The sequence below is a fragment of the Kluyvera sichuanensis genome (genome assembly GCF_040930405.1).
Taxonomy (GTDB): Bacteria; Pseudomonadota; Gammaproteobacteria; order Enterobacterales; family Enterobacteriaceae; genus Kluyvera; species Kluyvera sichuanensis.
Genome location: NZ_CP162271.1, coordinates 3146126 through 3171027, shown reverse-complemented (window position 1 = coordinate 3171027; position 24902 = coordinate 3146126). Strand labels below are relative to the sequence as shown.

General features: G+C 54.3%; 30 protein-coding genes and 1 tRNA gene. 18 read left to right on the top strand and 13 right to left on the bottom strand.

Annotation, left to right across the window (positions count from 1 at the left end; translation table 11 throughout):
- Positions 1-28 precede the first annotated feature (28 nt).
- From ptsN to AB2B48_RS15240, 9 genes are read right to left on the bottom strand one after another with little or no spacing between them, the layout of a single operon-like run.
- Positions 29-517 carry a PTS IIA-like nitrogen regulatory protein PtsN gene (ptsN, locus tag AB2B48_RS15280; RefSeq protein WP_220440879.1) on the bottom strand — a complete coding sequence of 163 codons (489 nt, stop codon included), beginning with the start codon at positions 515-517 and terminating at the stop codon, positions 29-31.
- A gap of 55 nt (positions 518-572) precedes the next feature.
- A complete protein-coding gene (gene hpf, locus AB2B48_RS15275) occupies positions 573-860 on the bottom strand; it encodes a ribosome hibernation promoting factor (protein WP_185667793.1) in 288 nt (95 codons plus the stop codon).
- A gap of 22 nt (positions 861-882) precedes the next feature.
- Complete coding sequence (gene rpoN / locus AB2B48_RS15270; RefSeq protein ID WP_185667794.1) at positions 883-2316, bottom strand: RNA polymerase factor sigma-54; 1434 nt, start codon at positions 2314-2316, stop codon at positions 883-885.
- Positions 2317-2361: 45 nt separating this feature from the next.
- Positions 2362-3087, bottom strand: coding sequence for an LPS export ABC transporter ATP-binding protein (gene lptB, locus AB2B48_RS15265; RefSeq protein WP_035891167.1), 726 nt, complete (start codon positions 3085-3087; stop codon positions 2362-2364).
- Between the two features lie 6 nt (positions 3088-3093).
- Positions 3094-3648, bottom strand: coding sequence for a lipopolysaccharide ABC transporter substrate-binding protein LptA (gene lptA, locus AB2B48_RS15260; protein ID WP_185667795.1), 555 nt, complete (start codon positions 3646-3648; stop codon positions 3094-3096).
- Positions 3617-4192: an LPS export ABC transporter periplasmic protein LptC gene (gene lptC, locus AB2B48_RS15255; protein WP_185667796.1), complete on the bottom strand. Its 576-nt coding sequence runs from the start codon at positions 4190-4192 to the stop codon at positions 3617-3619. The genes lptA and lptC overlap by 32 nt, the downstream gene beginning before the upstream one ends.
- Positions 4189-4755, bottom strand: a complete 567-nt coding sequence (gene kdsC / locus AB2B48_RS15250) for a 3-deoxy-manno-octulosonate-8-phosphatase KdsC (RefSeq protein WP_333496262.1) — start codon at positions 4753-4755, stop codon at positions 4189-4191. The genes lptC and kdsC overlap by 4 nt, the downstream gene beginning before the upstream one ends.
- 15 nt (positions 4756-4770) lie before the next feature.
- A complete protein-coding gene (gene kdsD, locus AB2B48_RS15245; protein ID WP_317983845.1) occupies positions 4771-5757 on the bottom strand; it encodes an arabinose-5-phosphate isomerase KdsD in 987 nt (328 codons plus the stop codon).
- Positions 5758-5771: 14 nt separating this feature from the next.
- On the bottom strand, positions 5772-6746 hold the full coding sequence (locus AB2B48_RS15240; protein WP_185667798.1) for a calcium/sodium antiporter: 975 nt from the start codon (positions 6744-6746) through the stop codon (positions 5772-5774).
- Between the two features lie 188 nt (positions 6747-6934).
- Between AB2B48_RS15240 and mlaF the strand changes: the two genes are divergently transcribed.
- The 7 genes from mlaF (at position 6935) to murA (ending at position 11758) form a co-directional block, all read left to right on the top strand.
- Positions 6935-7747, top strand: a complete 813-nt coding sequence (gene mlaF, locus AB2B48_RS15235) for a phospholipid ABC transporter ATP-binding protein MlaF (RefSeq protein WP_368299562.1) — start codon at positions 6935-6937, stop codon at positions 7745-7747.
- 7 nt (positions 7748-7754) lie between these two features.
- Entirely contained in the window at positions 7755-8537 is a 783-nt protein-coding gene (gene mlaE, locus AB2B48_RS15230; RefSeq protein WP_185667800.1) for a lipid asymmetry maintenance ABC transporter permease subunit MlaE, read from the top strand.
- 4 nt (positions 8538-8541) lie between these two features.
- Positions 8542-9096, top strand: coding sequence for an outer membrane lipid asymmetry maintenance protein MlaD (gene mlaD / locus AB2B48_RS15225; RefSeq protein WP_185667801.1), 555 nt, complete (start codon positions 8542-8544; stop codon positions 9094-9096).
- Between the two features lie 18 nt (positions 9097-9114).
- Entirely contained in the window at positions 9115-9750 is a 636-nt protein-coding gene (gene mlaC / locus AB2B48_RS15220; RefSeq protein ID WP_185667802.1) for a phospholipid-binding protein MlaC, read from the top strand.
- The gene (gene mlaB, locus AB2B48_RS15215; protein ID WP_368299561.1) at positions 9750-10040 is read left to right on the top strand and encodes a lipid asymmetry maintenance protein MlaB; all 291 of its coding nucleotides are present in this window, start codon (positions 9750-9752) and stop codon (positions 10038-10040) included. Before mlaC ends, mlaB begins: the two co-directional genes overlap by 1 nt.
- A gap of 138 nt (positions 10041-10178) precedes the next feature.
- On the top strand, positions 10179-10433 hold the full coding sequence (gene ibaG, locus AB2B48_RS15210) for a BolA family iron metabolism protein IbaG (protein ID WP_035891140.1): 255 nt from the start codon (positions 10179-10181) through the stop codon (positions 10431-10433).
- A gap of 65 nt (positions 10434-10498) precedes the next feature.
- A complete protein-coding gene (murA, locus tag AB2B48_RS15205; protein WP_185667804.1) occupies positions 10499-11758 on the top strand; it encodes a UDP-N-acetylglucosamine 1-carboxyvinyltransferase in 1260 nt (419 codons plus the stop codon).
- A 56-nt stretch (positions 11759-11814) separates the two neighbouring features.
- Here the strand turns inward: murA and sfsB are convergent, their stop codons facing one another.
- On the bottom strand, positions 11815-12090 hold the full coding sequence (gene sfsB / locus AB2B48_RS15200; RefSeq protein WP_185667805.1) for a DNA-binding transcriptional regulator SfsB: 276 nt from the start codon (positions 12088-12090) through the stop codon (positions 11815-11817).
- Between the two features lie 192 nt (positions 12091-12282).
- Complete coding sequence (gene ispB, locus AB2B48_RS15195; protein WP_368299560.1) at positions 12283-13254, bottom strand: octaprenyl diphosphate synthase; 972 nt, start codon at positions 13252-13254, stop codon at positions 12283-12285.
- A gap of 256 nt (positions 13255-13510) precedes the next feature.
- On the opposite strand from ispB, the gene rplU reads away from it, so the two are divergent.
- The 4 genes from rplU (at position 13511) to cgtA (ending at position 16369) form a co-directional block, all read left to right on the top strand.
- Positions 13511-13822 carry a 50S ribosomal protein L21 gene (gene rplU / locus AB2B48_RS15190; protein ID WP_003025032.1) on the top strand — a complete coding sequence of 104 codons (312 nt, stop codon included), beginning with the start codon at positions 13511-13513 and terminating at the stop codon, positions 13820-13822.
- Between the two features lie 19 nt (positions 13823-13841).
- Positions 13842-14099 (top strand): 50S ribosomal protein L27, encoded by a 258-nt coding sequence (gene rpmA / locus AB2B48_RS15185; RefSeq protein ID WP_035891128.1) that lies wholly within the window; start codon positions 13842-13844, stop codon positions 14097-14099.
- A 113-nt stretch (positions 14100-14212) separates the two neighbouring features.
- Positions 14213-15178, top strand: coding sequence for a DMT family transporter (locus AB2B48_RS15180; RefSeq protein WP_185667807.1), 966 nt, complete (start codon positions 14213-14215; stop codon positions 15176-15178).
- Positions 15179-15193: 15 nt separating this feature from the next.
- Entirely contained in the window at positions 15194-16369 is a 1176-nt protein-coding gene (cgtA, locus tag AB2B48_RS15175; RefSeq protein WP_220440883.1) for an Obg family GTPase CgtA, read from the top strand.
- A 124-nt stretch (positions 16370-16493) separates the two neighbouring features.
- Here cgtA and dacB read toward each other — a convergent pair whose 3' ends face one another.
- Entirely contained in the window at positions 16494-17927 is a 1434-nt protein-coding gene (gene dacB / locus AB2B48_RS15170; protein ID WP_368299559.1) for a serine-type D-Ala-D-Ala carboxypeptidase, read from the bottom strand.
- 246 nt (positions 17928-18173) lie between these two features.
- On the opposite strand from dacB, the gene greA reads away from it, so the two are divergent.
- Positions 18174-18650 (top strand): transcription elongation factor GreA, encoded by a 477-nt coding sequence (gene greA, locus AB2B48_RS15165; RefSeq protein WP_220440885.1) that lies wholly within the window; start codon positions 18174-18176, stop codon positions 18648-18650.
- A gap of 154 nt (positions 18651-18804) precedes the next feature.
- On the opposite strand, the gene yhbY is transcribed toward greA, so the two are convergent.
- The gene (gene yhbY, locus AB2B48_RS15160; protein ID WP_185667939.1) at positions 18805-19098 is read right to left on the bottom strand and encodes a ribosome assembly RNA-binding protein YhbY; all 294 of its coding nucleotides are present in this window, start codon (positions 19096-19098) and stop codon (positions 18805-18807) included.
- 126 nt (positions 19099-19224) lie between these two features.
- Here yhbY and rlmE point away from each other — a divergent pair, with 126 nt between their 5' ends.
- The 6 genes from rlmE to AB2B48_RS15130 all read left to right on the top strand — a co-directional run bounded on the left by rlmE (position 19225) and on the right by AB2B48_RS15130 (position 24818).
- Positions 19225-19851: a 23S rRNA (uridine(2552)-2'-O)-methyltransferase RlmE gene (gene rlmE / locus AB2B48_RS15155; protein WP_035891117.1), complete on the top strand. Its 627-nt coding sequence runs from the start codon at positions 19225-19227 to the stop codon at positions 19849-19851.
- A 103-nt stretch (positions 19852-19954) separates the two neighbouring features.
- A complete protein-coding gene (gene ftsH, locus AB2B48_RS15150) occupies positions 19955-21886 on the top strand; it encodes an ATP-dependent zinc metalloprotease FtsH (protein ID WP_220440886.1) in 1932 nt (643 codons plus the stop codon).
- Positions 21887-21981: 95 nt separating this feature from the next.
- A complete protein-coding gene (folP, locus tag AB2B48_RS15145) occupies positions 21982-22830 on the top strand; it encodes a dihydropteroate synthase (RefSeq protein WP_368299558.1) in 849 nt (282 codons plus the stop codon).
- A complete protein-coding gene (gene glmM, locus AB2B48_RS15140; protein ID WP_185667812.1) occupies positions 22823-24160 on the top strand; it encodes a phosphoglucosamine mutase in 1338 nt (445 codons plus the stop codon). Before folP ends, glmM begins: the two co-directional genes overlap by 8 nt.
- A gap of 225 nt (positions 24161-24385) precedes the next feature.
- A complete protein-coding gene (gene secG, locus AB2B48_RS15135; RefSeq protein ID WP_185667813.1) occupies positions 24386-24718 on the top strand; it encodes a preprotein translocase subunit SecG in 333 nt (110 codons plus the stop codon).
- A 13-nt stretch (positions 24719-24731) separates the two neighbouring features.
- Positions 24732-24818: transfer RNA gene (locus tag AB2B48_RS15130), tRNA-Leu, on the top strand.
- The last annotated feature ends 84 nt before the right edge of the window (positions 24819-24902 follow it).

Sequence of the window (24902 nt, the reverse complement as noted above, 5' to 3'; positions counted from 1 at the left end):
GTTTCTCCTCAGTACGATGTGATGTCCACTATGCATCATCGTGAGTTTCCGTATCGGTGATGATTTGATACAGCTCTTCGTCGCTCTGCGCGGCGCGCAGACGACGGCAAATGGTTTTATCCGCCAGACGTTTTGCCACCAGGGACAGCGTGTGCAGGTGGGTTTTGGTCTGGTCTGCCGGCACCAGGAGCGCAAAGAGTAAATCGACGGGCTGATTGTCGATAGCATCAAAGGCGATCGGGGTTTCCAGCTGCACAAACACGCCAACCGCGCGCAGCGTATCCTCTTCCAGCTTGCCGTGAGGAATAGCGATACCGTTACCAATACCGGTACTGCCCATCTTCTCGCGGGTCAAGATGGCTTCAAAGACCACCTGCGGAGGCAGGCCTAGCTGTTTTGCCGCCAGTTCGCTGATGATTTCCAGCGCGCGTTTCTTACTCTGACAGTGCACAGCACTGCGGGTACATTCCTGGTTAAGGACATTGCTCAGTTGAAGAGCCGAATCGTTATTTGTCATAATTTCACCTAAGCATCGCCCGGTATGCGGGCATATCGGGCGACTGCTCGGACAATCAATGTTGTTTTAGTTTGTCTTTATGCTTGTTTAACTGTCTCGCCAGTTTGTCGATCAAACCGTCGATGGCGGCGTACATATCCTTGCCTTCCGCGCTAGCATGAAGTTCGCCCCCGTTAACATGCAACGTTGCATCCGAGATGTGCGTCAATTTCTCCACCTTCAACACAATGTAGACCTGATTGATCCTCTCGAAATACTGTTCGAGCTTAACGAATTTCGTATTCACAAATTCGCGCATCGCATCGGTAATTTCGACGTTGTGTCCAGTGATGTTGAGTTGCATAGTGTCTTCCTTATCAGTTGTGTCAAACCAGTTGTTTACGCTGGTTAGACGGCGGAATGGATAAAGACTCTCGGTACTTTGCAACGGTACGCCGTGCCACCATGATACCCTGTTCAGAGAGCATGGTGGTCAGTTTACTGTCGCTCAGTGGTTTTGCGGGGTTCTCCGCGGCAATTAATTTCTTAACCAGCGCGCGAATCGCCGTGGAAGAGGCCTCGCCGCCGCCCTCGGTACTCACGTGACTGGAGAAGAAATACTTAAGCTCGAAAATGCCTCGTGGGCTATGCAAATACTTTTGCGTGGTCACACGCGAAATGGTGGACTCGTGCATCTCGACGGTCTGGGCGATATCCGCCAGCACCATCGGTTTCATATACTCTTCGCCGAGATCGAAAAAGGCCTGCTGTTGTTCAACGATGCAGCGGCTGACTCGCAGCAGCGTGTCGTTACGGCTCTCAAGGCTCTTAATCAGCCATTTCGCGTCCTGCAGATTGCTGCGGATAAACTGGCTGTCGGCGTCGTTACGGGCGTTGTTGCACATTCCCGCGTAGTGTTGGTTGATCTGCAGACGCGGAATGCTGTCGGCGTTCAGCTCAACGACCCAGCGATCGTTCACCTTGCGCACCAGTACGTCTGGGATCACATACTCCGGCTCGCCGGTCTGGATCGACTGACCCGGGCGCGGATCCAGCGACTGGATCAGATCCACCGCCTCTTTCAACACGTCCTCTTTCAGCCGCGTGACGCGCATCAGTGAACGGAAATCGTGGTTGGCGAGCAGATCGAGATGATCGCTGATAATCAGACGGGCTTCAGTGATTCGCGGCGTAGCGGGGGAGAACTGAGAAAGTTGGATCAGCAGGCAATCGCGGAGATCTTTGGCGGCGACGCCGACTGGATCGAAGCGTTGGATCCGCTTGAGCACGGCTTCCACTTCATCGAGGCCAACCTCTTCGTCGCCAATCCCTTCCAGAATGTCTTCCACCGTGACGGTGAGATAGCCGGTGTCGTCCACCGCGTCGACGATCGAAGTCGCAATAGCCCGGTCGGTCTCGGTAAACGGCGTCAGCTCAACCTGCCACATCAGATAATCCTGAAGCGACTGGGTGGTTTCACCCTGATAAACCGGTAATTCATCGTCCTGATAATCAGCGCCGGTCCCGGAAGGGGTTCCGGCGGTGTAGATTTCATCCCAGCTGGCGTCGAGCGGCAGCTCTTCGGGCATATCAGGTTTTTCCAGCGCATCAACGCTGTCCAGCGTTTCGTTATCGACGGTTTCCTGAGTCTCTACTTCTTCGTGAAGATCGGTTTGCTCAAGCAGGGGGTTACTCTCCAGCGCCTGCTGGAGTTCCTGCTGAAGTTCCAGCGTAGACAGCTGCAGCAGACGGATTGCCTGTTGCAGCTGTGGCGTCATGGCAAGCTGTTGGCTGAGCCTTAATTGCAAACCTTGCTTCATGTTCAGAACGAATATCTCCCGCTAACGTCGTAAACCACTACCCTATCAGAGTCTGAAGTCTTCCCCAAGATACACGCGTTTAACATGTTCGTCTTGTAGGATCTCCTGAGGGGTACCGTGGGCAATCAGGTGCCCCTGGCTGACGATATAGGCGCGTTCACACACGGCCAGCGTTTCACGTACGTTGTGGTCGGTGATCAGCACGCCAAGACCGCTGTCGCGGAGGTGTTCAATGATGCGTTTAATATCGATAACGGAGATCGGGTCAACGCCGGCAAACGGTTCATCCAGCAGGATAAATTTCGGGTTTGCCGCCAGCGCGCGGGCGATTTCAACGCGGCGACGTTCACCGCCGGAAAGCGCCTGGCCAAGGCTGTCGCGCAGATGCTCGATGTGGAACTCTTCCATCAACTCTTTGGCACGGTCTTCCCGCTGTTCGTTGCTCAGATCGTCACGGATCTGCAGCACCGCCATCAGGTTATCGTAGACGCTCAGACGGCGGAAAATGGAGGCTTCCTGCGGCAGATAGCCGATACCGCGACGCGCGCGGGCGTGCAGCGGCAGCAGGCTAATGTCTTCATCATCGATGATGATATTGCCGGCATCACGAGGAACGATCCCGACCACCATGTAGAAGGTGGTAGTTTTGCCCGCGCCGTTTGGCCCAAGCAGGCCCACAATCTCACCGGAATTCACGGTCAGACTGACATCTTCCACCACGCGGCGGCCTTTGTAGGCCTTCGCCAGATTTTTTGCAGTTAATGTCGCCATAACGAATTAGTTACTCTTCTTCTGTGCCGGAGCCTGGTCTTTGGACTTGTCCTGCAGCTGCGATGGAACCAGCACGGTGGTTACGCGTTTACCTTTGTCGCTAAACGCCTGCATTTTCTGCTCTTTGACCAGATAAGTGATCTTGTCGCCTTTGATGTTGCTATCCAGCTGCTCAAGGTAAGCGTTGCCGGTCAGCACCACGAAGTCGTTTGCCAGCTCATAATGCATTTTCGAGGCGCGGCCTTTTACCGGCTTGCCGTTGTCCTGCATCTGGTAGAAGGTTGCCGGGTTACCGTAACCGTCGATGACTTCTTTGCCTTTCTGGTCCGCCGGACGGGTCACGACGACCTTATCGGCGTTGATTTTGATGCTGCCCTGGGTTACCACTACGTTACCGGTGAAGGTCACGACGTTGCCCTGCATATCCAGCGACTGCTGATCGGATTCAATATGAATCGGCTGATTGGTATCGCCGGTAAGCGCCATTGCCGGCAGGCTGGCGGCCAGCAAGGAACCGGCAAGTGCCAGCTTAAGGCTGAGTTTGTTTGTTCTGAATTTCATAAGAGGTTCTAACCTTTTCAATCAGCTCGGCGTTTTTGCTGCGTAAATTGCCGCGCATTTTCAGGCCGCTGGAATTAAATGTTGTTCCGTATAACGTCACCAGATCGTCAGAGGAAACGTCCTGAGTCGTCAGGTTTACCTGGGCATTATCCGTAGTAATCTTACGCAGTTGTGCGTCTTCTGTCAGCGCGTTGATTTCAACGTGCCCATAGAGATACAGCATGCGGTCATTAGTGAGCTTGGCTTTATCTGCTTTAATCGACCAGGTCGGCACCTTGTTGGTGTCATAGGTTGTCAAAAACGGGTGGGTAAACCATGACAACGCCTGGTCGGAAAAATACTCCACATGCTCGGCGATTAACCGGTAGCTGAGCGCGCCCTCGGGGCTGTACACCACGGTATCGGTATGTTCGCTTTGGTAGGTTGGATCGTTTGCGTTAACGACGGCCTGGCTCGTGTCGTCTTTATCGGCCAGGTTCAGGCCGATCAGGACAAGCGCAACCAGCGATAGCACAATAATAACCCAACGTCTGGTTTTACTCATATCGATTGCCCTTTGGCTTCTTCCAGCTTCCCTTGCGCCATTAGCAGCAGGTCGCAGACTTCGCGAACTGCACCGCGGCCGCCCGCAATACGCGTCACGTAATCGGCTTTCGGTAGCAGCAGAGGATGCGCATCCGCGACGGCGACGCTAAGACCAATTTCTGCCATCACCGGCCAGTCGATCAGGTCATCGCCAACGTAGGCCACTTCATCCGGCTGGAGATTCAGTTTTGCTATCAGCTCGCGGTAGGCGATCAGTTTATCCGACTGCCCCTGGTAAAGATGGGTGATGCCGAGCGTGGCGCAGCGGTCTTCTAACAGTTTAGCCTTTCGTCCGGTAATAATCGCCACGTCGATATCTGAGGTGAGGGCGCAGCGCACGCCGTAGCCGTCGCGGACGTTAAAGGCTTTCAGCTCTTCACCGCTGTTGCCCATGTAGATAAGCCCGTCAGAAAGCACCCCGTCAACGTCGAGGATCAGCAGGCGGATTTTTTCCGCCTTCGCCATAAATTGTGGACTCACCGGGCCATAACAGGTGGCGACCGATGCGACAGCATTACTCATTCTTTATATCCTTGATTACACTACGCCTGCGCGCAGTAGGTCGTGCATATGTATCACACCTAGCAGATGGTCGCCATCGGCAACCAGCACGCAGGTGATATGACGGGATTGCATCAGGTTCAGCGCATCGACCGCCAGCATGCCAGGGCGAATGCGAATACCGCCCGGCGTCATCACGTCAGCAATGCCGAGACTGCGCACATCGGCGCCGGTATCGAAAATGCGTCGCAGGTCACCGTCGGTGAAAATCCCTTTGATCTGCATGTTGTCATCGCAGATGGCGGTCATGCCCAGATTTTTGCGGGTAATCTCCAGCAGAGCATCGCGCAGCGACGCGTCAACGCTAACGTGCGGAATCTCATCGCCTGTATGCATAATATCGTTAACGCGCAGCAGAAGCTTACGACCCAGTGCGCCGCCGGGGTGCGACAGGGCAAAATCTTCAGCGGTAAAGCCGCGTGCTTTCAGTAACGCCACCGCCAGCGCATCGCCCATCACCAGTGCTGCCGTGGTGCTGGAGGTGGGGGCCAGCCCAAGCGGGCAGGCTTCGCGCGGAACTTTGACGCACAAATGAATATCCGCTGCGCGGCCCATGCTGCTGTCTGGACGACTGGTCATGCAGATAAGCGGCACGCGAAGACGTTTTAATACTGGAATGAGCGCCAGAATTTCATTGGATTCGCCGGAGTTGGATAAGGCGATAACGACGTCCTGCGGCGTGACCATGCCTAAATCGCCGTGCGCTGCTTCGCCTGGGTGAACGAAGAAGGCGGAGGTACCGGTGCTGGCGAAGGTGGCCGCCATCTTGCGGCCAATGTGCCCGGACTTGCCCATCCCCATGACCACGACTTTGCCGGTGCAGTAGAAGATCTTCTCGCAGGCGGCGCTGAAATCCTGGTTAATGTATTGATCTAGCTGCTCTAGCCCTTCCCGTTCAATCGCCAGAACGTCCCTTCCTGCCTGCTGGAAGTCGAAATCTGACGGCAAATCTATTTGCGACATAGTGTTATCCCAGTTCATTCGATGAAAAGCGGCGTGCCCCAGTAGAGCAGCGCCAGCCATACCACAAACCCGCCGATTAACAACACGCCCGCGACGCGTCCTACCTGACGGCGGCGCCAGCACAGCAGGGCGAAGACCACGCTGACCAGCATCATCACGCCGTAGTCCCGGGTATACGCGAGAGGGTTAAACGTCCCTGGCGCGATAAGGGCGGGGAGCCCCAGCACGATAGCAATATTAAAGAAATTCGAGCCGATGATATTGCCGACCGCAATATCGTTTTCGCCTTTACGTACGCCCGCAATGGCGGTTGCCAGCTCCGGCAGGCTGGTACCCAGCGCGATAATCGTCAGGCCAATGGTCAGTTCGCTCATTGCGAAGTAGTTAGCCAGCACGGTGGCGTTATCAATCACCATCTGGGTCGCCATCGGCATGATAATCAGCGCCACGCCGAGCCAGAGGCAGGCTACGGGTAGCGACCCATCGCGCGGCAGTTCGGCCAACTGCTCCTGGGTAAATTTGTCGTTACCCTCGCGTTCGGCAAGACGGGCTATTTTAATGATAAACAACAGCCAGAGCCCGGCCAGAATAAATAAAAAGACGCCGTCAAACCATGACAGTTCGCCATCATACAACACATAGCCTGCTACCAGGCTCACTACCAACATTAGCGGTAATTCGCGGCGCAGAATATCAGAATGCACGGTAAATGGGTGGAACAGGGCGGTCAGCCCGAGGATCAGCAAAATGTTGACGATGTTGGATCCGACGGCGGTACCGATGGCCAGATCGACCTGCCCGTGCAGCGAGGCGGCGGCAGAGACGATGATTTCCGGCAGCGAGGTACCGATGCTGACAACGGTTATACCTATAATCAGAGGAGGGACACCTAAAGCACGGCACAGAATCGAGGCGGAGTACACGAGGCGGTCGGCGCTGTAGACCACCAGAAGTAAACCAATTATTAACAGAGCCGTAGCTAAAAGCATCTAAAGTCCTTTATTCGGGTATAATCGTCGGTCCGCACGTCTGGACGTAACGAATTCCTAATTTTGACTTTATGCGCTGGAAAAGTAAAACAAATGCCAGATTTCGTTAACCAGAGCGGTTAGGATTCTGTAAGAATGCGGGGGCAAGCAGGAGTTTGCTCTACTTAAGGACCTGGAAAGGTAAGCCTATGAGCCAAAATATCGAGAATCTGGTCGAGGTGCGAGACGTCACGTTTTCACGTGGCAGTCGGGGCATTTTCGACAATATCTCGCTCTCGGTGCCGCGCGGAAAAATCACCGCGATTATGGGCCCGTCGGGGATTGGCAAGACCACGCTGCTGCGCCTGATTGGCGGGCAGATCCCCCCAGATAGCGGAGAGATCCTCTTTGATGGCGAGAACGTGCCGAAGATGTCGCGCTCCCGCCTCTATACCGTACGTAAGCGTATGAGCATGCTGTTTCAGTCCGGTGCGCTGTTTACCGACATGAACGTGTTCGACAATGTGGCGTATCCGATTCGCGAGCATACTCGTCTACCGGCGCCGCTGCTGAAAAGCACGGTGATGATGAAGCTGGAGGCCGTTGGCCTACGCGGTGCGGCAAAGCTGATGCCATCGGAGTTGTCCGGCGGTATGGCCCGTCGTGCCGCGCTGGCGCGCGCTATTGCGCTGGAACCCGATCTCATCATGTTCGATGAGCCTTTCGTCGGCCAGGACCCTATCACCATGGGGGTGCTGGTAAAGCTGATTTCTGAACTCAACAGTGCGCTGGGTGTCACCTGTATTGTGGTTTCTCACGATGTACCGGAAGTGCTGAGCATCGCGGATTACGCTTATATCGTGGCGGACCAGAAAATTGTCGCGCACGGCAGCGCCTCTTCATTGCAGGAAAATAGCGATCCTCGAGTGCGTCAGTTCCTCGACGGTATTGCCGACGGCCCGGTGCCGTTCCGTTATCCTGCGGGCGATTATCGCCGCGATCTCATCGGCACAGGGAGCTAATCTACTCATGCTGTTAAATGCACTGGCAGCGCTTGGACATCGCGGGATTAAGACCGTCGCGACGTTCGGGCGCGCTGGGTTAATGTTATTCAATGCCGTTGTCGGCAAGCCGGAGTTCCGCAAACACGCGCCGCTGCTGGTTCGCCAGCTGTATAACGTCGGCGTGCTCTCTCTGGTCATCATCATCGTGTCGGGCGTGTTTATCGGCATGGTGCTGGGGCTGCAGGGTTACCTGGTGCTGACCACCTACAGCGCGGAGACCAGTCTTGGCATGCTGGTGGCGCTATCGCTGCTGCGTGAACTGGGGCCGGTGGTTGCCGCGCTGCTGTTTGCCGGGCGTGCGGGTTCTGCGCTGACCGCGGAAATTGGCCTGATGCGCGCTACCGAACAGCTCTCCAGCATGGAGATGATGGCGGTGGATCCGCTACGTCGCGTTATCTCCCCTCGCTTGTGGGCGGGCGTAATCTCGCTGCCGCTGCTGACCATTATCTTCGTGGCGGTCGGCATCTGGGGCGGTTCGCTGGTCGGCGTAAGCTGGAAAGGTATTGATGCCGGGTTCTTCTGGTCGGCAATGCAAAATGCGGTGGACTGGCGTCTGGATCTGGTGAACTGCCTGATCAAGAGCGTTGTTTTCGCCATTACGGTGACATGGATTGCGTTATTTAACGGTTACGATGCGATCCCCACTTCTGCCGGAATTAGCCGGGCGACGACGCGCACCGTGGTGCACTCCTCGCTGGCGGTTCTTGGGCTGGACTTTGTGCTGACGGCACTGATGTTTGGGAATTGAGTGAATGCAAACGAAAAAGAGTGAAATCTGGGTCGGTATTTTTTTGTTGGTTGCCCTGTTGGCGGCGCTGTTTATCTGCCTGAAGGCGGCGGACGTATCGTCAATGAAATCAGAACCAACCTACCGCATTTACGCCACCTTCGATAACATCGGCGGCCTGAAAAACCGTTCACCGGTGCGAATTGGCGGCGTAGTGATTGGTCGCGTTGCGGATATTGAACTGGATCCGAAAACCTACTTACCGCGCGTCGCTATCGATATCGAAGATCGCTATAACCATATCCCTGATACCAGTTCGCTGGCCATTCGTACTTCTGGCCTGCTTGGGGAACAGTATCTGGCGCTGAACGTCGGCTTTGAAGACCCTGAACTGGGAACGTCTATCCTTAAAGATGGCGGTATCATTCAGGACACTAAATCAGCGATGGTACTGGAAGACCTGATTGGCCAATTCCTTTACAACAGCAAAGGCAGCGACAATCAGAATTCAGGCGATGCGCAGGGTTCTGCAGATGGACATACTGGTACGGCGACGCCTGCGACTGGCGCGACGAATTAATCTCAGGAGATACTCGACATGTTTAAACGTTTACTGATGGTTGCCATGCTGGTGATTGCGCCGTTGACGGCGGCCACCGCGGCAGACCAAACCAATCCTTATAAGCTGATGAATGAAGCGGCGCAGAAGACGTTCGATCGCCTGAAGAATGAACAACCGAAGATTCGTTCTAATCCGAACTACCTGCGCGATGTGGTCGATCAGGAACTGCTGCCGTACGTACAGGTGAAATACGCCGGTGCGCTGGTGCTGGGCCGTTACTACAAAGACGCGACCCCTGCGCAGCGTGACGCATACTTCACCGCGTTCCGTGAATACCTGAAGCAGGCATACGGTCAGGCGCTGGCGATGTACCACGGCCAGACCTACCAGATTGCGCCAGAGCAGCCGCTGGGCGATGCGACTATCGTGCCTATCCGCGTAACCATCATTGACCCGAACGGCCGCCCTCCGGTGCGCCTGGACTTCCAGTGGCGTAAAAATACCCAGACGGGTAACTGGCAGGCGTATGACATGATTGCGGAAGGGGTGAGCATGATCACCACCAAGCAGAACGAATGGAGCGACCTGCTGCGTACTAAGGGCATTGACGGCCTGACCGCACAGCTGAAATCCATTTCTGCACAGCCAATCACCCTGGATCAGAAAAAATAATGGCCGAACCGCTAAGCTGGAAGCGCGACGGTGAACGCCTGGCGCTGCACGGTGAACTGGATCAGGACTTTCTGGTGTCCCTGTGGGATGCCAGAAGCGAAGCGACGCAGGGCGTGTCGGTTCTCGACCTCAGCGGCCTGAGCCGTGTCGATACGGCTGGTCTGGCGCTGCTGGTGCATCTGGTTGAGCTTATCCGCGTGCAGGGGCGAACCCCGAGCCTGGAAGGGGTAAGCGAAAAACTGGTAACCCTGAAAAGCTTGTACAACCTGCCGGAAGGCATGATCCCCTAACAGTTTCAGCACGTTACTGTTGTGGTTTCTGACAAAGCCCCATCAATCTCAACGATGGGGCTTTTTGCTTGTTTAAGACCGCGCCACTTTCCTCTAAGATGTGGGGCTTGTTTTCACTCTCAAATGAAATGCGAACCTATGGAAAATAATGAAATTCAGACCGTGCTGATGAACGCACTCTCCCTTCAGGAAGTTCTCGTTTCTGGCGATGGCAGCCACTTCCAGGTTATTGCCGTGGGTGAGATGTTTGATGGCATGAGCCGGGTTAAGAAGCAGCAGACGATCTATGGCCCGCTGATGGAGTATCTTGCGGACAACCGCATTCATGCCCTGTCGATCAAGGCGTACACCCCACAAGAGTGGGCACGCGATCGCAAACTCAACGGTTTTTGAGCCAGGGGAAAAGTGTGCGCACTTTTCCGGTGGCGAACGTGAATACTTAACAGAGATTAGATTTGATGGATAAATTTCGTGTGCAGGGGCCAACCCGCCTTCAGGGCGAGGTCACCATTAGCGGTGCTAAAAACGCTGCCCTGCCGATTCTATTTGCCGCTTTGCTGGCAGAAGACCCGGTAGAAATCCAGAACGTACCGAAGCTGAAAGACGTTGATACGTCCATGAAGCTGCTGACTCAGCTGGGTGCAAAAGTTGAGCGTAATGGCTCGGTGTGGATTGACGCGGGCTCGGTAAACGTCTTCTGCGCGCCATACGACCTGGTGAAAACCATGCGTGCTTCTATCTGGGCGCTGGGGCCGCTGGTGGCGCGTTTTGGCCAGGGTCAAGTTTCTCTGCCGGGTGGTTGCACTATCGGTGCGCGTCCGGTCGACCTGCATATCTCAGGTCTCGAGCAACTGGGCGCAGAAATTAAGCTGGAAGAAGGCTACGTCAAAGCAAGCGTTAACGGCCGTCTGAAAGGCGCGCATATCGTGATGGACATGGTTAGCGTTGGCGCGACCGTTACCATCATGTCCGCCGCGACGCTGGCGGAAGGCACCACCATCATCGAAAACGCCGCACGCGAGCCGGAAATCGTCGATACGGCGAACTTCCTCAACGCCATGGGCGCTAAGGTAACGGGTCAGGGTACCGACCGCATCACCATCGAAGGCGTGAAGCGTCTGGGTGGCGGTGTCTACCGCGTTCTGCCCGATCGTATCGAAACCGGCACCTTCCTGGTGGCCGCGGCGATCTCTGGTGGGAAAATTGTTTGCCGCAACGCGCAGCCGGACACCCTGGACGCCGTTCTGGCCAAGCTGCGTGAAGCCGGTGCCGACGTTGAAGTTGGTGAAGATTGGATCAGCCTGGACATGCACGGCAAGCGCCCGAAAGCGGTGAACGTGCGTACCGCGCCACATCCGGCATTCCCGACTGATATGCAGGCCCAGTTCACCCTGCTGAACATGGTTGCGGAAGGCACTGGTGTGATCACTGAAACGGTCTTCGAAAACCGCTTCATGCACATTCCTGAACTTATCCGTATGGGCGCGCGTGCGGAAATCGAAAGCAACACCGCGATTTGCCACGGCGTTGAGCAGCTCTCCGGGGCTCAGGTGATGGCAACTGACCTGCGCGCCTCTGCAAGCCTCGTGCTGGCGGGCTGTATCGCTCAGGGCACCACAATCGTTGACCGTATCTATCACATCGATCGCGGCTATGAGCGTATTGAAGATAAACTGCGCGCTTTAGGCGCCAATATCGAACGTATCAAAGGCGAGTAATCGCAACCGCTATTTAAGCGCCCACAGATTCTGGTGGGCGCTTCTCTCTTAATATCTCACTCATTTTCCTGCTTACTGCGCCGAATAGACTGCGTTCTGTCGATAAACACATGGGTGACCGGATCGTGGTAGCGCGATGGCCAAATAATCCATGGGTCCGTTTCCAGCACTTTGGCAATGATCATCTCTCCTTTCGGCCACGGACGTGAAAGCACGTTGGCTAAGGTGGATGAACTTAGCCCGTTCTTGCGTGATTCTGCTGCCATTGATGTGCCTTTTTTACGTAACCCCGCGATAATGTCGGCGGGATGCCAGTCGCTAAACTTCTCCATACTTCCTCCCTGAAAACGGTCATTAACTCGCTACGTTGAGTGAGGAATACACTGTATCGCTCTTTTCGGTAAGTTCATAAAAAGTTCTAGTAAGTTTAATTAAATTAGGAAAACATCAAATTTCTGACAAAAAAAAGCGCCTTTCGGCGCTTTCAGGAACTTTCGGTTTGTCGCGGGAAAGCGAACCGGGGATTAGCGATCGCGCTGAACGGCGATATGGGCTAACCCGATAAGCGCATCGCGCCACGGCGTATCCGGCAGAGAGGCCAGGGAAGCAATCGCTTTGTCAGCCTCTTCCTCGGCGCGCTGACGCGTCCACTCCAGTGAACCACAGGCGGCCATTGCCTCCAGTACCGGTTCAAGCAGATGGCGGCCGTTGCCTTGTTCGATGGCACCGCGAATCAACTGCGCCTGCTCTGGGGTGCCGTTACGCATAGCGTGCAGCAGCGGCAGCGTAGGTTTGCCCTCGTTGAGGTCGTCACCCACGTTTTTACCCAGCGTTTCACCGTCGGCGCTGTAGTCGAGCAGATCGTCAATCAACTGGAAAGCGGTACCGAGATAGCGGCCATAGTCCTGCAGCCCTTTCTCTTGCTCAGGCGTACAGTCGGCAAGCAGGCCTGAACACTGCGCTGCCGCTTCGAACAGGCGCGCGGTTTTGCTGTAGATAACGCGCATGTAGTTCTCTTCGGTGATGTCCGGGTCGTTAACGTTCATCAACTGAAGGACTTCGCCTTCCGCAATGACGTTAACTGCTTCAGACATCACTTCCAGCACCTTTAGTGAACCGAGGCTGGTCATCATCTGGAAGGCGCGCGTATAGATAAAGTCGCCAACCAGCACGCTGGCTGCGTTGCCAAAGGCCGCGTTTGCCGTCGCTTTGCCGCGACGCATATCGGACTCATCGACAACGTCGTCGTGCAGCAGCGTAGCAGTATGAATAAATTCGATCAGCGCAGCGATAGTGACGTGGGCATTTCCCTGATAGCCAACGGCACGGGCGGCCAGTACGGCGATCATCGGACGAATCCGTTTCCCGCCGCCGCTGACGATGTAATAGCCAAGCTGATTGATCAATTGGACGTCCGAGTTGAGCTGCTCAAGAATCGTCGCATTGACACCCGCCATATCCTGCGCGGTTAACTCGTTGATTTGTTGTAGATTCATCGCAAAAGCCGGGCTTAATGTCCTGTTTACCACTTATCCATATGGGATAACGAAGGTTTTACGTTAGAGTTGTAGATACGATTGTACTGAAAAAACGGCCCAGATAAACGTTGCTGTGCAGGTTGTATTTTTTTTCTGCATGTATTGATGGTAGCACTTGTCAAAGGCTCGCGTTTTGCGTAATATTCGCGCCCTATTGTGAATATTTATAGCGCACTCTGAATCACATAAAGTTGTGCGCGGAAGCGGAGTTTATATGTACGCGGTTTTCCAAAGTGGTGGTAAACAACACCGAGTTAGCGAAGGTCAGACCGTTCGCCTGGAAAAGCTGGACATCGCAACTGGCGAATCTGTTGAATTCGCTGAAGTTCTGATGATCGCAAACGGTGAAGAAGTCAAAATCGGCGTTCCTTTCGTTGATGGCGGCGTTATCAAAGCTGAAGTTGTTGCTCATGGTCGTGGCGAGAAAGTTAAAATCGTTAAGTTTCGTCGTCGTAAACACTACCGTAAGCAGCAGGGCCATCGTCAGTGGTTCACTGATGTGAAAATTACTGGCATCAGCGCTTAAGTTAAGGGGAGCAGATTAAATGGCACATAAAAAGGCTGGTGGCTCGACTCGTAACGGTCGCGACTCAGAAGCTAAACGTCTTGGCGTAAAACGCTTTGGCGGCGAATCCGTTCTGGCTGGTAGCATCATCGTTCGTCAACGTGGTACTCAGTTCCACGCTGGCTCTAACGTAGGCTGCGGCAAAGACCACACTCTGTTTGCTAAAGCAGACGGTAAAGTGAAATTCGAAGTGAAAGGCCCGAAAAACCGTCGTTATATCAGCATCGTTGCTGAATAAGTTTTTCGCGTCCCGGTAACGGATGAAAGCCCCGCAACGTGTTGCGGGGCTTTTTACATTCGACGCCAGAAAAATGATGGGTTGTACCACCGTTTCAGGGCAGGGAATCCGGTATGAAGCAGCAGGCGGGCATTGGCATTCTATTGGCGCTCACCACAGCAGTATGCTGGGGCGCACTTCCGATTGCCATGAAGCAGGTTCTGGAGGTCATGGAGCCACCCACAATCGTCTTCTACCGCTTTCTGATGGCGAGCTGTGGCCTGGGCCTCATTTTGTCCTGGAAACGCAAGCTGCCCTCTTTGCGGCTGTTTCGCGACCCTCGCTGGCTTGTACTGCTGCTTATCGCTACCGGCGGGCTGTTCGGTAACTTCGTGCTGTTTAGCTCATCGCTGCAGTATGTGAGTCCGACGGCATCTCAGGTTATTGGCCAACTCTCGCCCGTCGGGATGATGGTCGCCAGCGTCTTTATTCTTAAAGAGAAGATGCGCGGTACGCAGATAGTCGGCGCAATCATGCTTATCTGCGGGCTGGTGATGTTCTTTAACACCAGCCTGATTGAAATTTTTACCCGCCTGACCGATTACACCTGGGGTGTCATTTTTGGGGTTAGCGCGGCGATGGTTTGGGTGAGCTACGGTGTCGCACAAAAGGTGTTATTGCGACGTCTGGCCTCACAGCAGATCCTCTTTTTATTGTACACTTTATGTACGATTGCACTGCTGCCATTAGCAAAGCCTGAAGTTATCGGGCAACTGAGCGACTGGCAGCTAGCCTGTCTGATCTTCTGTGGTCTGAACACACTGGTCGGTTATGGGGCGCTGGCGGAAGCGATGGCGCGCTGGCAGGCGGCACAGGTGAGCGCGTTAATCACGCTGACTCCTCTGTTTACCCTGTTATTTTCAGATTTATTATCAATGGCCTGGCCCGATTTCTTCGCCAGACCGATGTTGAACCTTATTGGTTACCTCGGTGCGTTTGTCGTGGTTGCGGGCGCGATGTATTCCGCCATTGGTCATCGTCTTTGGGGGCGGTGGCGTAAGCGTGAAGCGGTTGTTCCGTTACCCCGCGCAGGCGAATGATTTACGGAGAGTAAAATGAAGTTTGTTGATGAAGCAACGATCCTGGTCGTAGCAGGTGATGGCGGTAATGGTTGCGTAAGCTTCCGCCGTGAAAAATATATTCCACGTGGCGGCCCTGACGGCGGCGACGGTGGCGACGGTGGCGACGTCTGGATGGAAGCCGACGAGAACCTGAACACCCTGATCGACTACCGTTTCGAAAAATCCTTCCGCGCTGAACGTGGTCAAAACGGTGCAAGCCGTGACTGTACAGGTAAACGCGGTAAAGACGTTACCATCAAGGTGCCGGTGGGTACCCGTGTTATCGATCAGGGCACCGGTGAAACCATGGGCGATATGACCAAACACGGTCAGCGCCTGATGGTCGCTAAAGGTGGCTGGCACGGCCTGGGTAACACCCGTTTCAAATCATCCGTTAACCGTACACCGCGTCAAAAGACCATGGGTACGCCGGGCGATAAGCGTGACCTGCAGCTCGAACTGATGCTGCTGGCTGACGTGGGTATGCTGGGTATGCCAAACGCCGGTAAATCGACCTTTATTCGTGCGGTTTCCGCAGCGAAGCCTAAAGTGGCTGACTATCCGTTTACTACGCTGGTGCCAAGCCTTGGCGTGGTGCGCGTAGACAACGAGAAGAGCTTTGTGATCGCCGATATTCCAGGTCTGATTGAAGGCGCATCCGAAGGCGCTGGCCTCGGTATCCGCTTCCTGAAGCACCTTGAGCGCTGCCGCGTACTGCTGCACATCATCGATATCGATCCGATCGACGGTTCCGATCCGGCTGAAAACGCAAAAATCATCATTGGTGAGCTTGAGAAATACAGCGAGAAGCTGGCGAGTAAGCCACGCTGGCTGCTCTTCAACAAGATCGACACCATGGATAAAGCGGAAGCTGAAGCTAAAGCCAAAGCGATTGCCGAAGCGATGGGTTGGGAAGATAAGTACTACCTGATCTCCGCAGCAAGCCAGGTTGGCGTGAAAGACCTGTGCTGGGACGTGATGAACTTCATCATCGAGAACCCAATTGCTCAGGCCGAAGAAGCGAAACAGCCAGAGAAAGTCGAGTTCATGTGGGATGACTACCATCGTCAGCAGCTGGACGAAGTCGCCGCAGAAGCGGAAGACGAAGAGTGGGATGACGATTGGGATGAAGACGACGAAGAAGGCGTTGAGTTCATCTACAAACGTTAATTCAACGTCCCCTGTAGCCCGGCCGAACGAAGTGACGCCGGGATCCCCCGGAGTCGGTGTTATCACACCTCGTCCGGGCTACAAATATCAAATAAAAAGGGCCGCGTCTGCGGCCCTTTTTTTATCAGTTGTTCTGATAAATATCTTTGTACAGTCTGCTCTCAAAGCGTACCAGCGGAATGCGTCGATTACGCTGATCCGCCGGCGGTACCGCGTACCCCGACAGATACTGCACAAACGCCATGCGCTGCCCGCTAGCGGTAGTGATAAAGCCCGCCAGGTTGTATACGCCCTGCAGTGAACCGGTTTTTGCCGAAACCTTGCCATCTACGCCAGCCTGATGCAGACCTGCGCGGTACTGTAGCGAACCGTCGTGTCCGGCAAGCGGTAGCATTGAGATGAAGTCCAGCTCGTTATCATGCTGGGCGATGTACTGCAGCGCCTGCATCATGGTTGCTGGCGCCAGCAGGTTATGGCGCGACAGGCCTGAGCCGTCAGCGATGATCGTGTTGCCTAAATCCACGCCGGCCTGCTGACGCAGAATCTGGCGAACCGCGTCGGAACCCGCACGCCAGGTGCCCGGTACGCCGAAGCGTGAATGGCCGATCATGCGGAATACGGTATCAGCAATCATGTTGTCTGATTTCTTCAGCATGATTTTCAGCAAGTCGTGCAGCGGCGCTGACTGCTTGCTGGCAATGACCGTCCCCGGCTCGTTGACCAGCGTTTGGCGCAGCAGGGTTCCGGTATAGGTAATCCCGGCTTGCTTGAGCTCGTCTTTGATAATCGCCCCGGCGTAGCTGGCGCCATCCTGAATGGCGAACGCCAGCGGCAGCGGGTCGGTACGCTGTGGCAGGCAGCCGGTGAGCGTATAGCGGTTCAGGTCGCCAGGCACGACGTCCAACTCGCAGTACTGTGCTTCCGGCGAGCCTTTGGCCAGCGTACGAACCTGACTGAACATGGTCACCGGGTAGTAAGAGGCAATACGAATAAACGCCAAATCGTTAGCTTTCTGGGCGCTATAAAGTGAAATCGAGAAGCAGTTGCGGTCGATAATAGCGGCCGCTGGCGGTGCACTAAAGCACTGGGTCATATCGTTCCACGGCCAGCCTGGGGCTTTATCGTGGCTGGCGAAAATGGAGGTGTCGATCAGCACGTTACCGTCAATATTCTGTACGCCCGCCTTTTTCAAGGTGGCGACCATATTGCGGATATCCTGGCGTTTTAACGTCGGATCGCCGCCAAATCGCGCAATTAAGTCGCCTTTCAGCGTGCCGTTGTCCACGCTGCCTTTGCTCTCAAGCGTGGTGGTAAAGCGGAAATCCGGGCCAAGCTGGAGCAGGGCGGCCAGCGCGGTGAGCACCTTTTGGGTACTGGCCGGCAGCGCCATCTGCTGGCCGTGATAATCAATCAGCGGCGCGGGTGCGCCCACTTTCTGTACCAGAAGCGCGAGGTTGGCCCCGTCGGGAAGCTGATTGATATATTCATCAACATTCGCGGCCTGAACGCTAAACGCTATACTGGTAGTCAATCCGATGATAAATCTAGGAAATCGCATATTCTCGCGCTAACAACCTGGAAACAAGCCGTCATACTACGGCGCAACGCCCTGTAAAGTAAACGATGACCCGTAGTGAACTTCGGGGTAAAATACGTATCAAATTAAAAATTGCTGCTGACCTGGGACTTCGTACCCGGGTCGGTTTTCTTTTGCTTCTGGCCTGGTGTTGATAGCGACCCAGGCGGGCTTAGCAGCCGGAGCGGGGCGAACCGCTCCCTACAGGAATGTTTAAGAGGTATAACAATGCAAGCTATTCCGATGACCCTTCGTGGTGCAGAAAAACTGCGTGAAGAGCTGGACTTTCTGAAGTCAGTTCGCCGCCCAGAAATCATTGCGTCTATCGCTGAAGCGCGCGAGCACGGCGACCTGAAAGAGAACGCAGAGTACCACGCTGCTCGTGAGCAGCAGGGCTTCTGTGAAGGTCGTATCAAAGATATCGAAGCGAAGCTGTCCAACGCGCAGGTTATCGACATCACCAAGATCCCGAACAATGGCCGTGTGATCTTCGGTGCCACCGTGAAGGTGCTGAATCTGGATAACGACGAAGAGCAGACTTACCGCATCGTGGGTGATGACGAAGCCGACTTTAAACAGAACCTGATTTCCGTCAACTCACCGATTGCACGTGGGCTGATTGGTAAAGAGCAGGACGACGTGGTAACCATCCGTACCCCGGGTGGCGAAGTTGAATTCGAAATCATCAACGTGGATTATCTGTAAAATTTGTTCAACACTGAAATTATTGAGCAAGTGTAAAGATAAGAAAAAGGCCGCATAGCGGCCTTTTATCAAGCATAAGAGCGTGGCATGTTGCTAGCCCTCGTAGAGAAAATCCCTCATTTAACACAATGTTGTGTCAGAAATTAGGATATTCTTAACGTGGCAACGAGATTTTGCGTTCTTTACCAGGGCGATAAAGCACCAGTATCTTACCGATGACCTGTACATTACAGGCGCCGGTTTCGCGAACGATAGCGTCCACAATCAAAGTTTTGGTCTCTCTGTCTTCCGAGGCGACTTTCACCTTGATAAGTTCATGGTGCTCTAACGCTAGTTCAATCTCGGCCAGTACCCCTTCGGTCAAACCATTGTTGCCAAGCATAACTACAGGCTTGAGCGAATGTGCGAGACCTTTCAGGTGCTGTTTTTGTTTAGTACTCAGATTCATCGTATATTTTTGCTTACGTTGGGATTGAAAACGGGTCATTCTACCGCCATCTCCCATATATCGCCAAACGATGCGTAGAAATTTACGCCGAAAGGCTACGATGAACTGCCCCGATGGGAATGTTAAATGACAGGTAAAAAGCGTTCTGCCAGTTCAAGCCGCTGGCTTCAGGAACACTTTAGCGATAAATATGTTCAAGAGGCACAGAAAAAGGGGTTACGTTCCCGTGCCTGGTTTAAACTTGATGAAATACAGCAAAGTGACAAACTTTTTAAACCGGGGATGACGGTTGTCGACCTCGGTGCCGCACCGGGAGGCTGGTCACAGTATGTGGTCACGCAGATTGGTGGCAAAGGCCGCATTATCGCTTGCGATCTTCTACCTATGGATCCAATCGTTGGTGTGGACTTCCTTCAGGGCGATTTTCGTGATGAACTCGTGATGAAGGCATTACTGGAACGCGTTGGTGACAGTAAAGTACAAGTTGTCATGTCAGATATGGCACCAAACATGAGCGGAACGCCGGCGGTTGATATCCCCCGGGCCATGTATCTGGTGGAACTGGCGCTTGAAATGGCTCGTGATGTGTTAGCGCCGGGCGGAAATTTTGTTGTGAAAGTGTTCCAGGGCGAAGGCTTCGATGAGTATCTAAGGGAAATTCGCTCCCTGTTTACGAAGGTTAAAGTTCGTAAGCCGGACTCTTCTCGTGCGCGTTCACGTGAAGTGTACATTGTAGCGACCGGGCGAAAGTGATAGACGGTGGTTTTTCAAACGAAAGTTTGAAAGAAACTGGATATAGAGTATCCTGACGCTGTTTTTAACACAGTTGTAATATGAGGTTAATCCCTTGAGTGACATGGCGAAAAACCTAATACTCTGGCTGGTCATTGCCGTTGTGCTGATGTCAGTATTCCAGAGCTTTGGGCCCAGCGAATCGAACGGCCATAAGGTGGATTATTCTACCTTCCTGCAAGAGGTCAATAACGACCAGGTTCGCGAAGCGCGTATCAACGGACGTGAGATCAACGTTACCAAGAAAGATAGTAACCGTTACACGACTTACATCCCGGTTAACGATCCGAAGCTGCTTGACAACCTGCTGACGAAAAACGTCAAAGTGGTTGGTGAGCCGCCTGAAGAACCAAGCCTGCTGGCTTCTATCTTCATTTCCTGGTTCCCGATGCTGCTGCTGATCGGCGTCTGGATCTTCTTCATGCGCCAAATGCAGGGCGGCGGTGGCAAAGGTGCCATGTCGTTCGGTAAGAGCAAGGCGCGCATGCTGACAGAAGACCAGATTAAAACCACCTTTGCCGACGTTGCAGGCTGCGACGAAGCGAAAGAAGAGGTGGGTGAGCTGGTGGAGTACCTGCGTGAACCGAGCCGTTTCCAGAAACTGGGCGGTAAAATCCCGAAAGGCGTGCTGATGGTTGGCCCTCCGGGTACCGGTAAAACGTTGCTGGCAAAAGCGATTGCTGGCGAAGCGAAAGTACCGTTCTTCACCATTTCCGGTTCTGACTTCGTAGAAATGTTCGTGGGTGTCGGTGCATCTCGTGTGCGTGACATGTTCGAGCAGGCTAAGAAAGCGGCACCGTGCATCATCTTCATCGATGAAATCGACGCCGTAGGCCGCCAGCGTGGCGCAGGTCTGGGCGGTGGTCACGATGAACGTGAGCAGACGCTGAACCAGATGCTGGTTGAGATGGATGGCTTCGAAGGTAACGAAGGTATCATCGTTATCGCGGCGACTAACCGTCCAGACGTACTTGACCCAGCCCTGCTGCGTCCAGGTCGTTTCGACCGTCAGGTTGTGGTCGGTCTGCCGGACGTTCGCGGTCGCGAACAGATTCTGAAAGTGCATATGCGTCGCGTGCCGCTGGCACCTGATATTGATGCCGCAATCATTGCTCGTGGTACCCCTGGCTTCTCCGGTGCAGATCTGGCGAACCTGGTGAACGAAGCCGCACTGTTTGCAGCGCGCGGCAACAAGCGTGTGGTATCGATGGTTGAGTTCGAAAAAGCGAAAGACAAAATCATGATGGGTGCGGAACGTCGCTCCATGGTGATGACGGAAGCGCAGAAAGAATCTACCGCTTACCACGAAGCAGGCCACGCGATTATTGGTCGCCTGGTACCGGAACACGATCCGGTGCATAAAGTGACGATTATCCCACGCGGTCGTGCGCTGGGTGTGACCTTCTTCCTGCCTGAAGGCGACGCTATTAGCGCCAGCCGCCAGAAACTGGAAAGTCAGATCTCCACCCTGTACGGCGGTCGTCTGGCAGAAGAAATTATTTACGGCGTTGAACATGTTTCTACCGGTGCGTCGAACGACATTAAAGTCGCGACTAACCTGGCACGTAACATGGTGACCCAGTGGGGCTTCTCCGACAAACTCGGTCCGCTGCTGTACGCGGAAGAAGAAGGCGAAGTATTCCTGGGCCGCTCCGTCGCGAAAGCGAAACACATGTCCGATGAAACCGCGCGTATCATCGACCAGGAAGTTAAAGCGCTTATCGAACGTAACTACGCTCGTGCTCGCCAGCTCCTGAACGACAACATGGATATTCTGCATGCAATGAAAGATGCGCTCATGAAATATGAGACCATCGATGCACCGCAGATTGACGACCTGATGGCTCGCCGCGATGTGCGTCCGCCAGCAGGCTGGGAAGAACCAGGTTCATCCAACAACTCTGGCAACACGGGTAAACCAAGTGCGCCACGTCCGGTTGATGAACCGCGTGCTCCGGACTCTGGCACCATGTCAGAGCAGCTGGGCGACAAATAAGTTATCCCATCGTTGATGACTGTGCTTCACCTGAAACCCTGGGGCTTGCTCCAGGGTTTTTTTATGCCACCAATAAGAACTCAGAAGGATTCGCTATGAAACTCACCGCCCAGGGCTCCATCCTGGATCTTTCCCATCCACACGTGATGGGGATCCTCAACGTTACGCCGGACTCGTTCTCCGACGGCGGCACGCACAATACGCTGGTTGAGGCGGTGAAACATGCGAACCTGATGATTAACGCCGGTGCAACGATTATCGATGTCGGCGGCGAGTCGACGCGCCCTGGCGCGCTGGACGTCAGCGTTGAAGAAGAGCTGGAACGCGTGATCCCGGTGGTGGAGGCGATTGCCCAGCGCTTCGAAGTGTGGATTTCGGTAGATACCTCAAAACCTGAGGTCATTCGTGAGTCCGCTCGCGTCGGAGCCCATATCATCAACGATATCCGCTCACTGAGCGAACCGGGTGCCCTGGAAGCGGCGGCGGAAACCGGGCTGCCGGTGTCGCTGATGCACATGCAGGGCAATCCAAAAACCATGCAGGAAGCACCGAAATACGACGATGTCTTTGCTGAGGTGAATCAGTACTTTGTGGAGCAGATCGCACGTTGTGAAAAGGCGGGTATCGGAAAAGATAAATTGTTGCTCGACCCGGGGTTCGGTTTCGGTAAAAATCTCTCCCACAATTACGCATTACTCGCTCGCCTGTCAGAATTCCATCATTTCGGTCTGCCGCTGTTCGTCGGCATGTCGCGGAAATCGATGATTGGCCAACTGCTGAACGTGGGGCCATCAGAACGCCTTAGCGGCAGCCTGGCGTGTGCGGTGATTGCAGCTATGCAGGGCGCGCATATCGTTCGCGTCCACGATGTCAAAGAAACTGTTGAGGCGATGCGTGTGGTCGAAGCCACGCTGTCTGCGAAGGGAAAAAAACGTTATGAGTAATCGCAAGTATTTTGGTACCGATGGGATCCGTGGCCGCGTAGGCGATGCGCCAATCACGCCTGATTTTGTCCTGAAACTCGGTTGGGCAGCGGGTAAAGTGCTGGCAAGCCACGGCTCGCGTAAAATCATTATCGGTAAAGATACCCGCATCTCTGGCTATATGCTGGAGTCTGCGCTGGAAGCGGGTCTGGCGGCGGCGGGCTTATCTGCCTCCTTCACCGGCCCGATGCCAACGCCTGCGGTTGCTTATCTGACCCGCACCTTCCGCGCGGAAGCTGGCATCGTTATCTCTGCATCGCATAACCCGTTCTATGACAACGGCATCAAGTTCTTCTCCATCGACGGCACCAAACTGCCGGACGAAGTGGAAGAAGCGATTGAAGCCGAAATGGAAAAAGAGATCACCTGTGTGGACTCAGCCGAGCTGGGTAAAGCCAGCCGCATCGTCGATGCTGCGGGCCGCTACATCGAGTTCTGTAAAGGGACCTTCCCGAACGAACTGAGCCTCAACCACCTGAAAATCGTTGTTGACTGCGCGAACGGCGCTACCTACCACATTGCGCCGAATGTACTGCGCGAGCTGGGGGCGAACGTGATTGCTATTGGCTGTGAGCCAAACGGTGTGAACATCAACGAAGAAGTGGGCGCCACCGACGTGCGTGCGCTGCAGGCGCGCGTGCTGGCGGAAAAAGCCGATCTGGGGATCGCGCTGGACGGCGACGGCGACCGCGTCATCATGGTTGACCACGAAGGTAACAAAGTCGATGGCGATCAGATCATGTATATCATCGCACGCGAAGCGCTGCGTCAGGGCCAACTGCGCGGTGGCGCGGTAGGTACGCTGATGAGTAACATGGGTCTGGAAGTGGCGCTGAAGCAGTTGGGTATTCCATTCACCCGCGCGAAAGTGGGTGACCGCTACGTGCTGGAAAAAATGCAGGAGAAAGGTTGGCGCATCGGGGCGGAAAACTCCGGTCACGTTATCCTGCTGGATAAAACCACTACCGGTGACGGCATCGTGGCTGGCCTGCAGGTCGTCGCGGCGATGGTGCGCAACCACATGAGCCTGCACGATCTGTGCAGCGGCATGAAGATGTTCCCGCAGGTGCTGGTCAACGTCCGCTACACCGACGGTAAATCTAACCCGCTGGAAAATGAGGTCGTGAAAGCGACGGCAGCGGAAGTGGAAGCGGCGCTGGGTAACCGTGGCCGTGTGCTGCTGCGTAAATCCGGCACCGAGCCGCTGATTCGCGTCATGGTGGAAGGTGAAGAAGAAGCGCAGGTCACCGCGTTCGCTCACCGCATTGCCGATGCGGTAAAAGCGGTATAACCGAGATGTAAGTGATTAAAAAGGTGGCGCTTGCCGCCTTTTTATTGCTGATTATGCGTTGTTTTGCTGTTTTTTTCCGCAGTTGATACAATGTGTCGAAATTGCCCTTGCGAAGGTCATTCGCTTTGGTTAGTATTCACACCCGCTTCAGTGGGAAACATAAACATCCCGCTTTATTGGTAGAAGCACTTGGTACGCGGTGTCCCCGCAAGGAACAGGTTGATTATGTACGAAGCTCTTTTAGTTGTTTTCCTTATTGTAGCGATTGGCCTTGTGGTCCTCGTTATGCTGCAGCAAGGTAAAGGCGCTGATATGGGAGCCTCCTTTGGAGCAGGCGCTTCCGGCACGTTGTTTGGTTCAAGCGGTTCTGGTAACTTCATGACCCGTATGACCGCTGTGTTTGCGACGCTGTTCTTCATTATCAGTCTGGTACTGGGCAACATCAACAGTAACAAGACCAATAAAGGAAGCGAGTGGGAGAATCTGACTGCGCCTAAGACTGAGCAAACGACTCAGCCAGCGGCACCGGCACAGCCGACCAGCGATATCCCGCATTAATAGTAGTATCCGTGCTGAGGTGGTGGAATTGGTAGACACGCTACCTTGAGGTGGTAGTGCCCTAACGGGCTTGTGGGTTCGAGTCCCATCCTCAGTACCAATATTCCGAAAGAAAGACGCTGAAAAGCGTCTTTTTTTTTCGTCTGTAGAAAACCACCGTGATTTTATAGGCCGGATAAGGCAA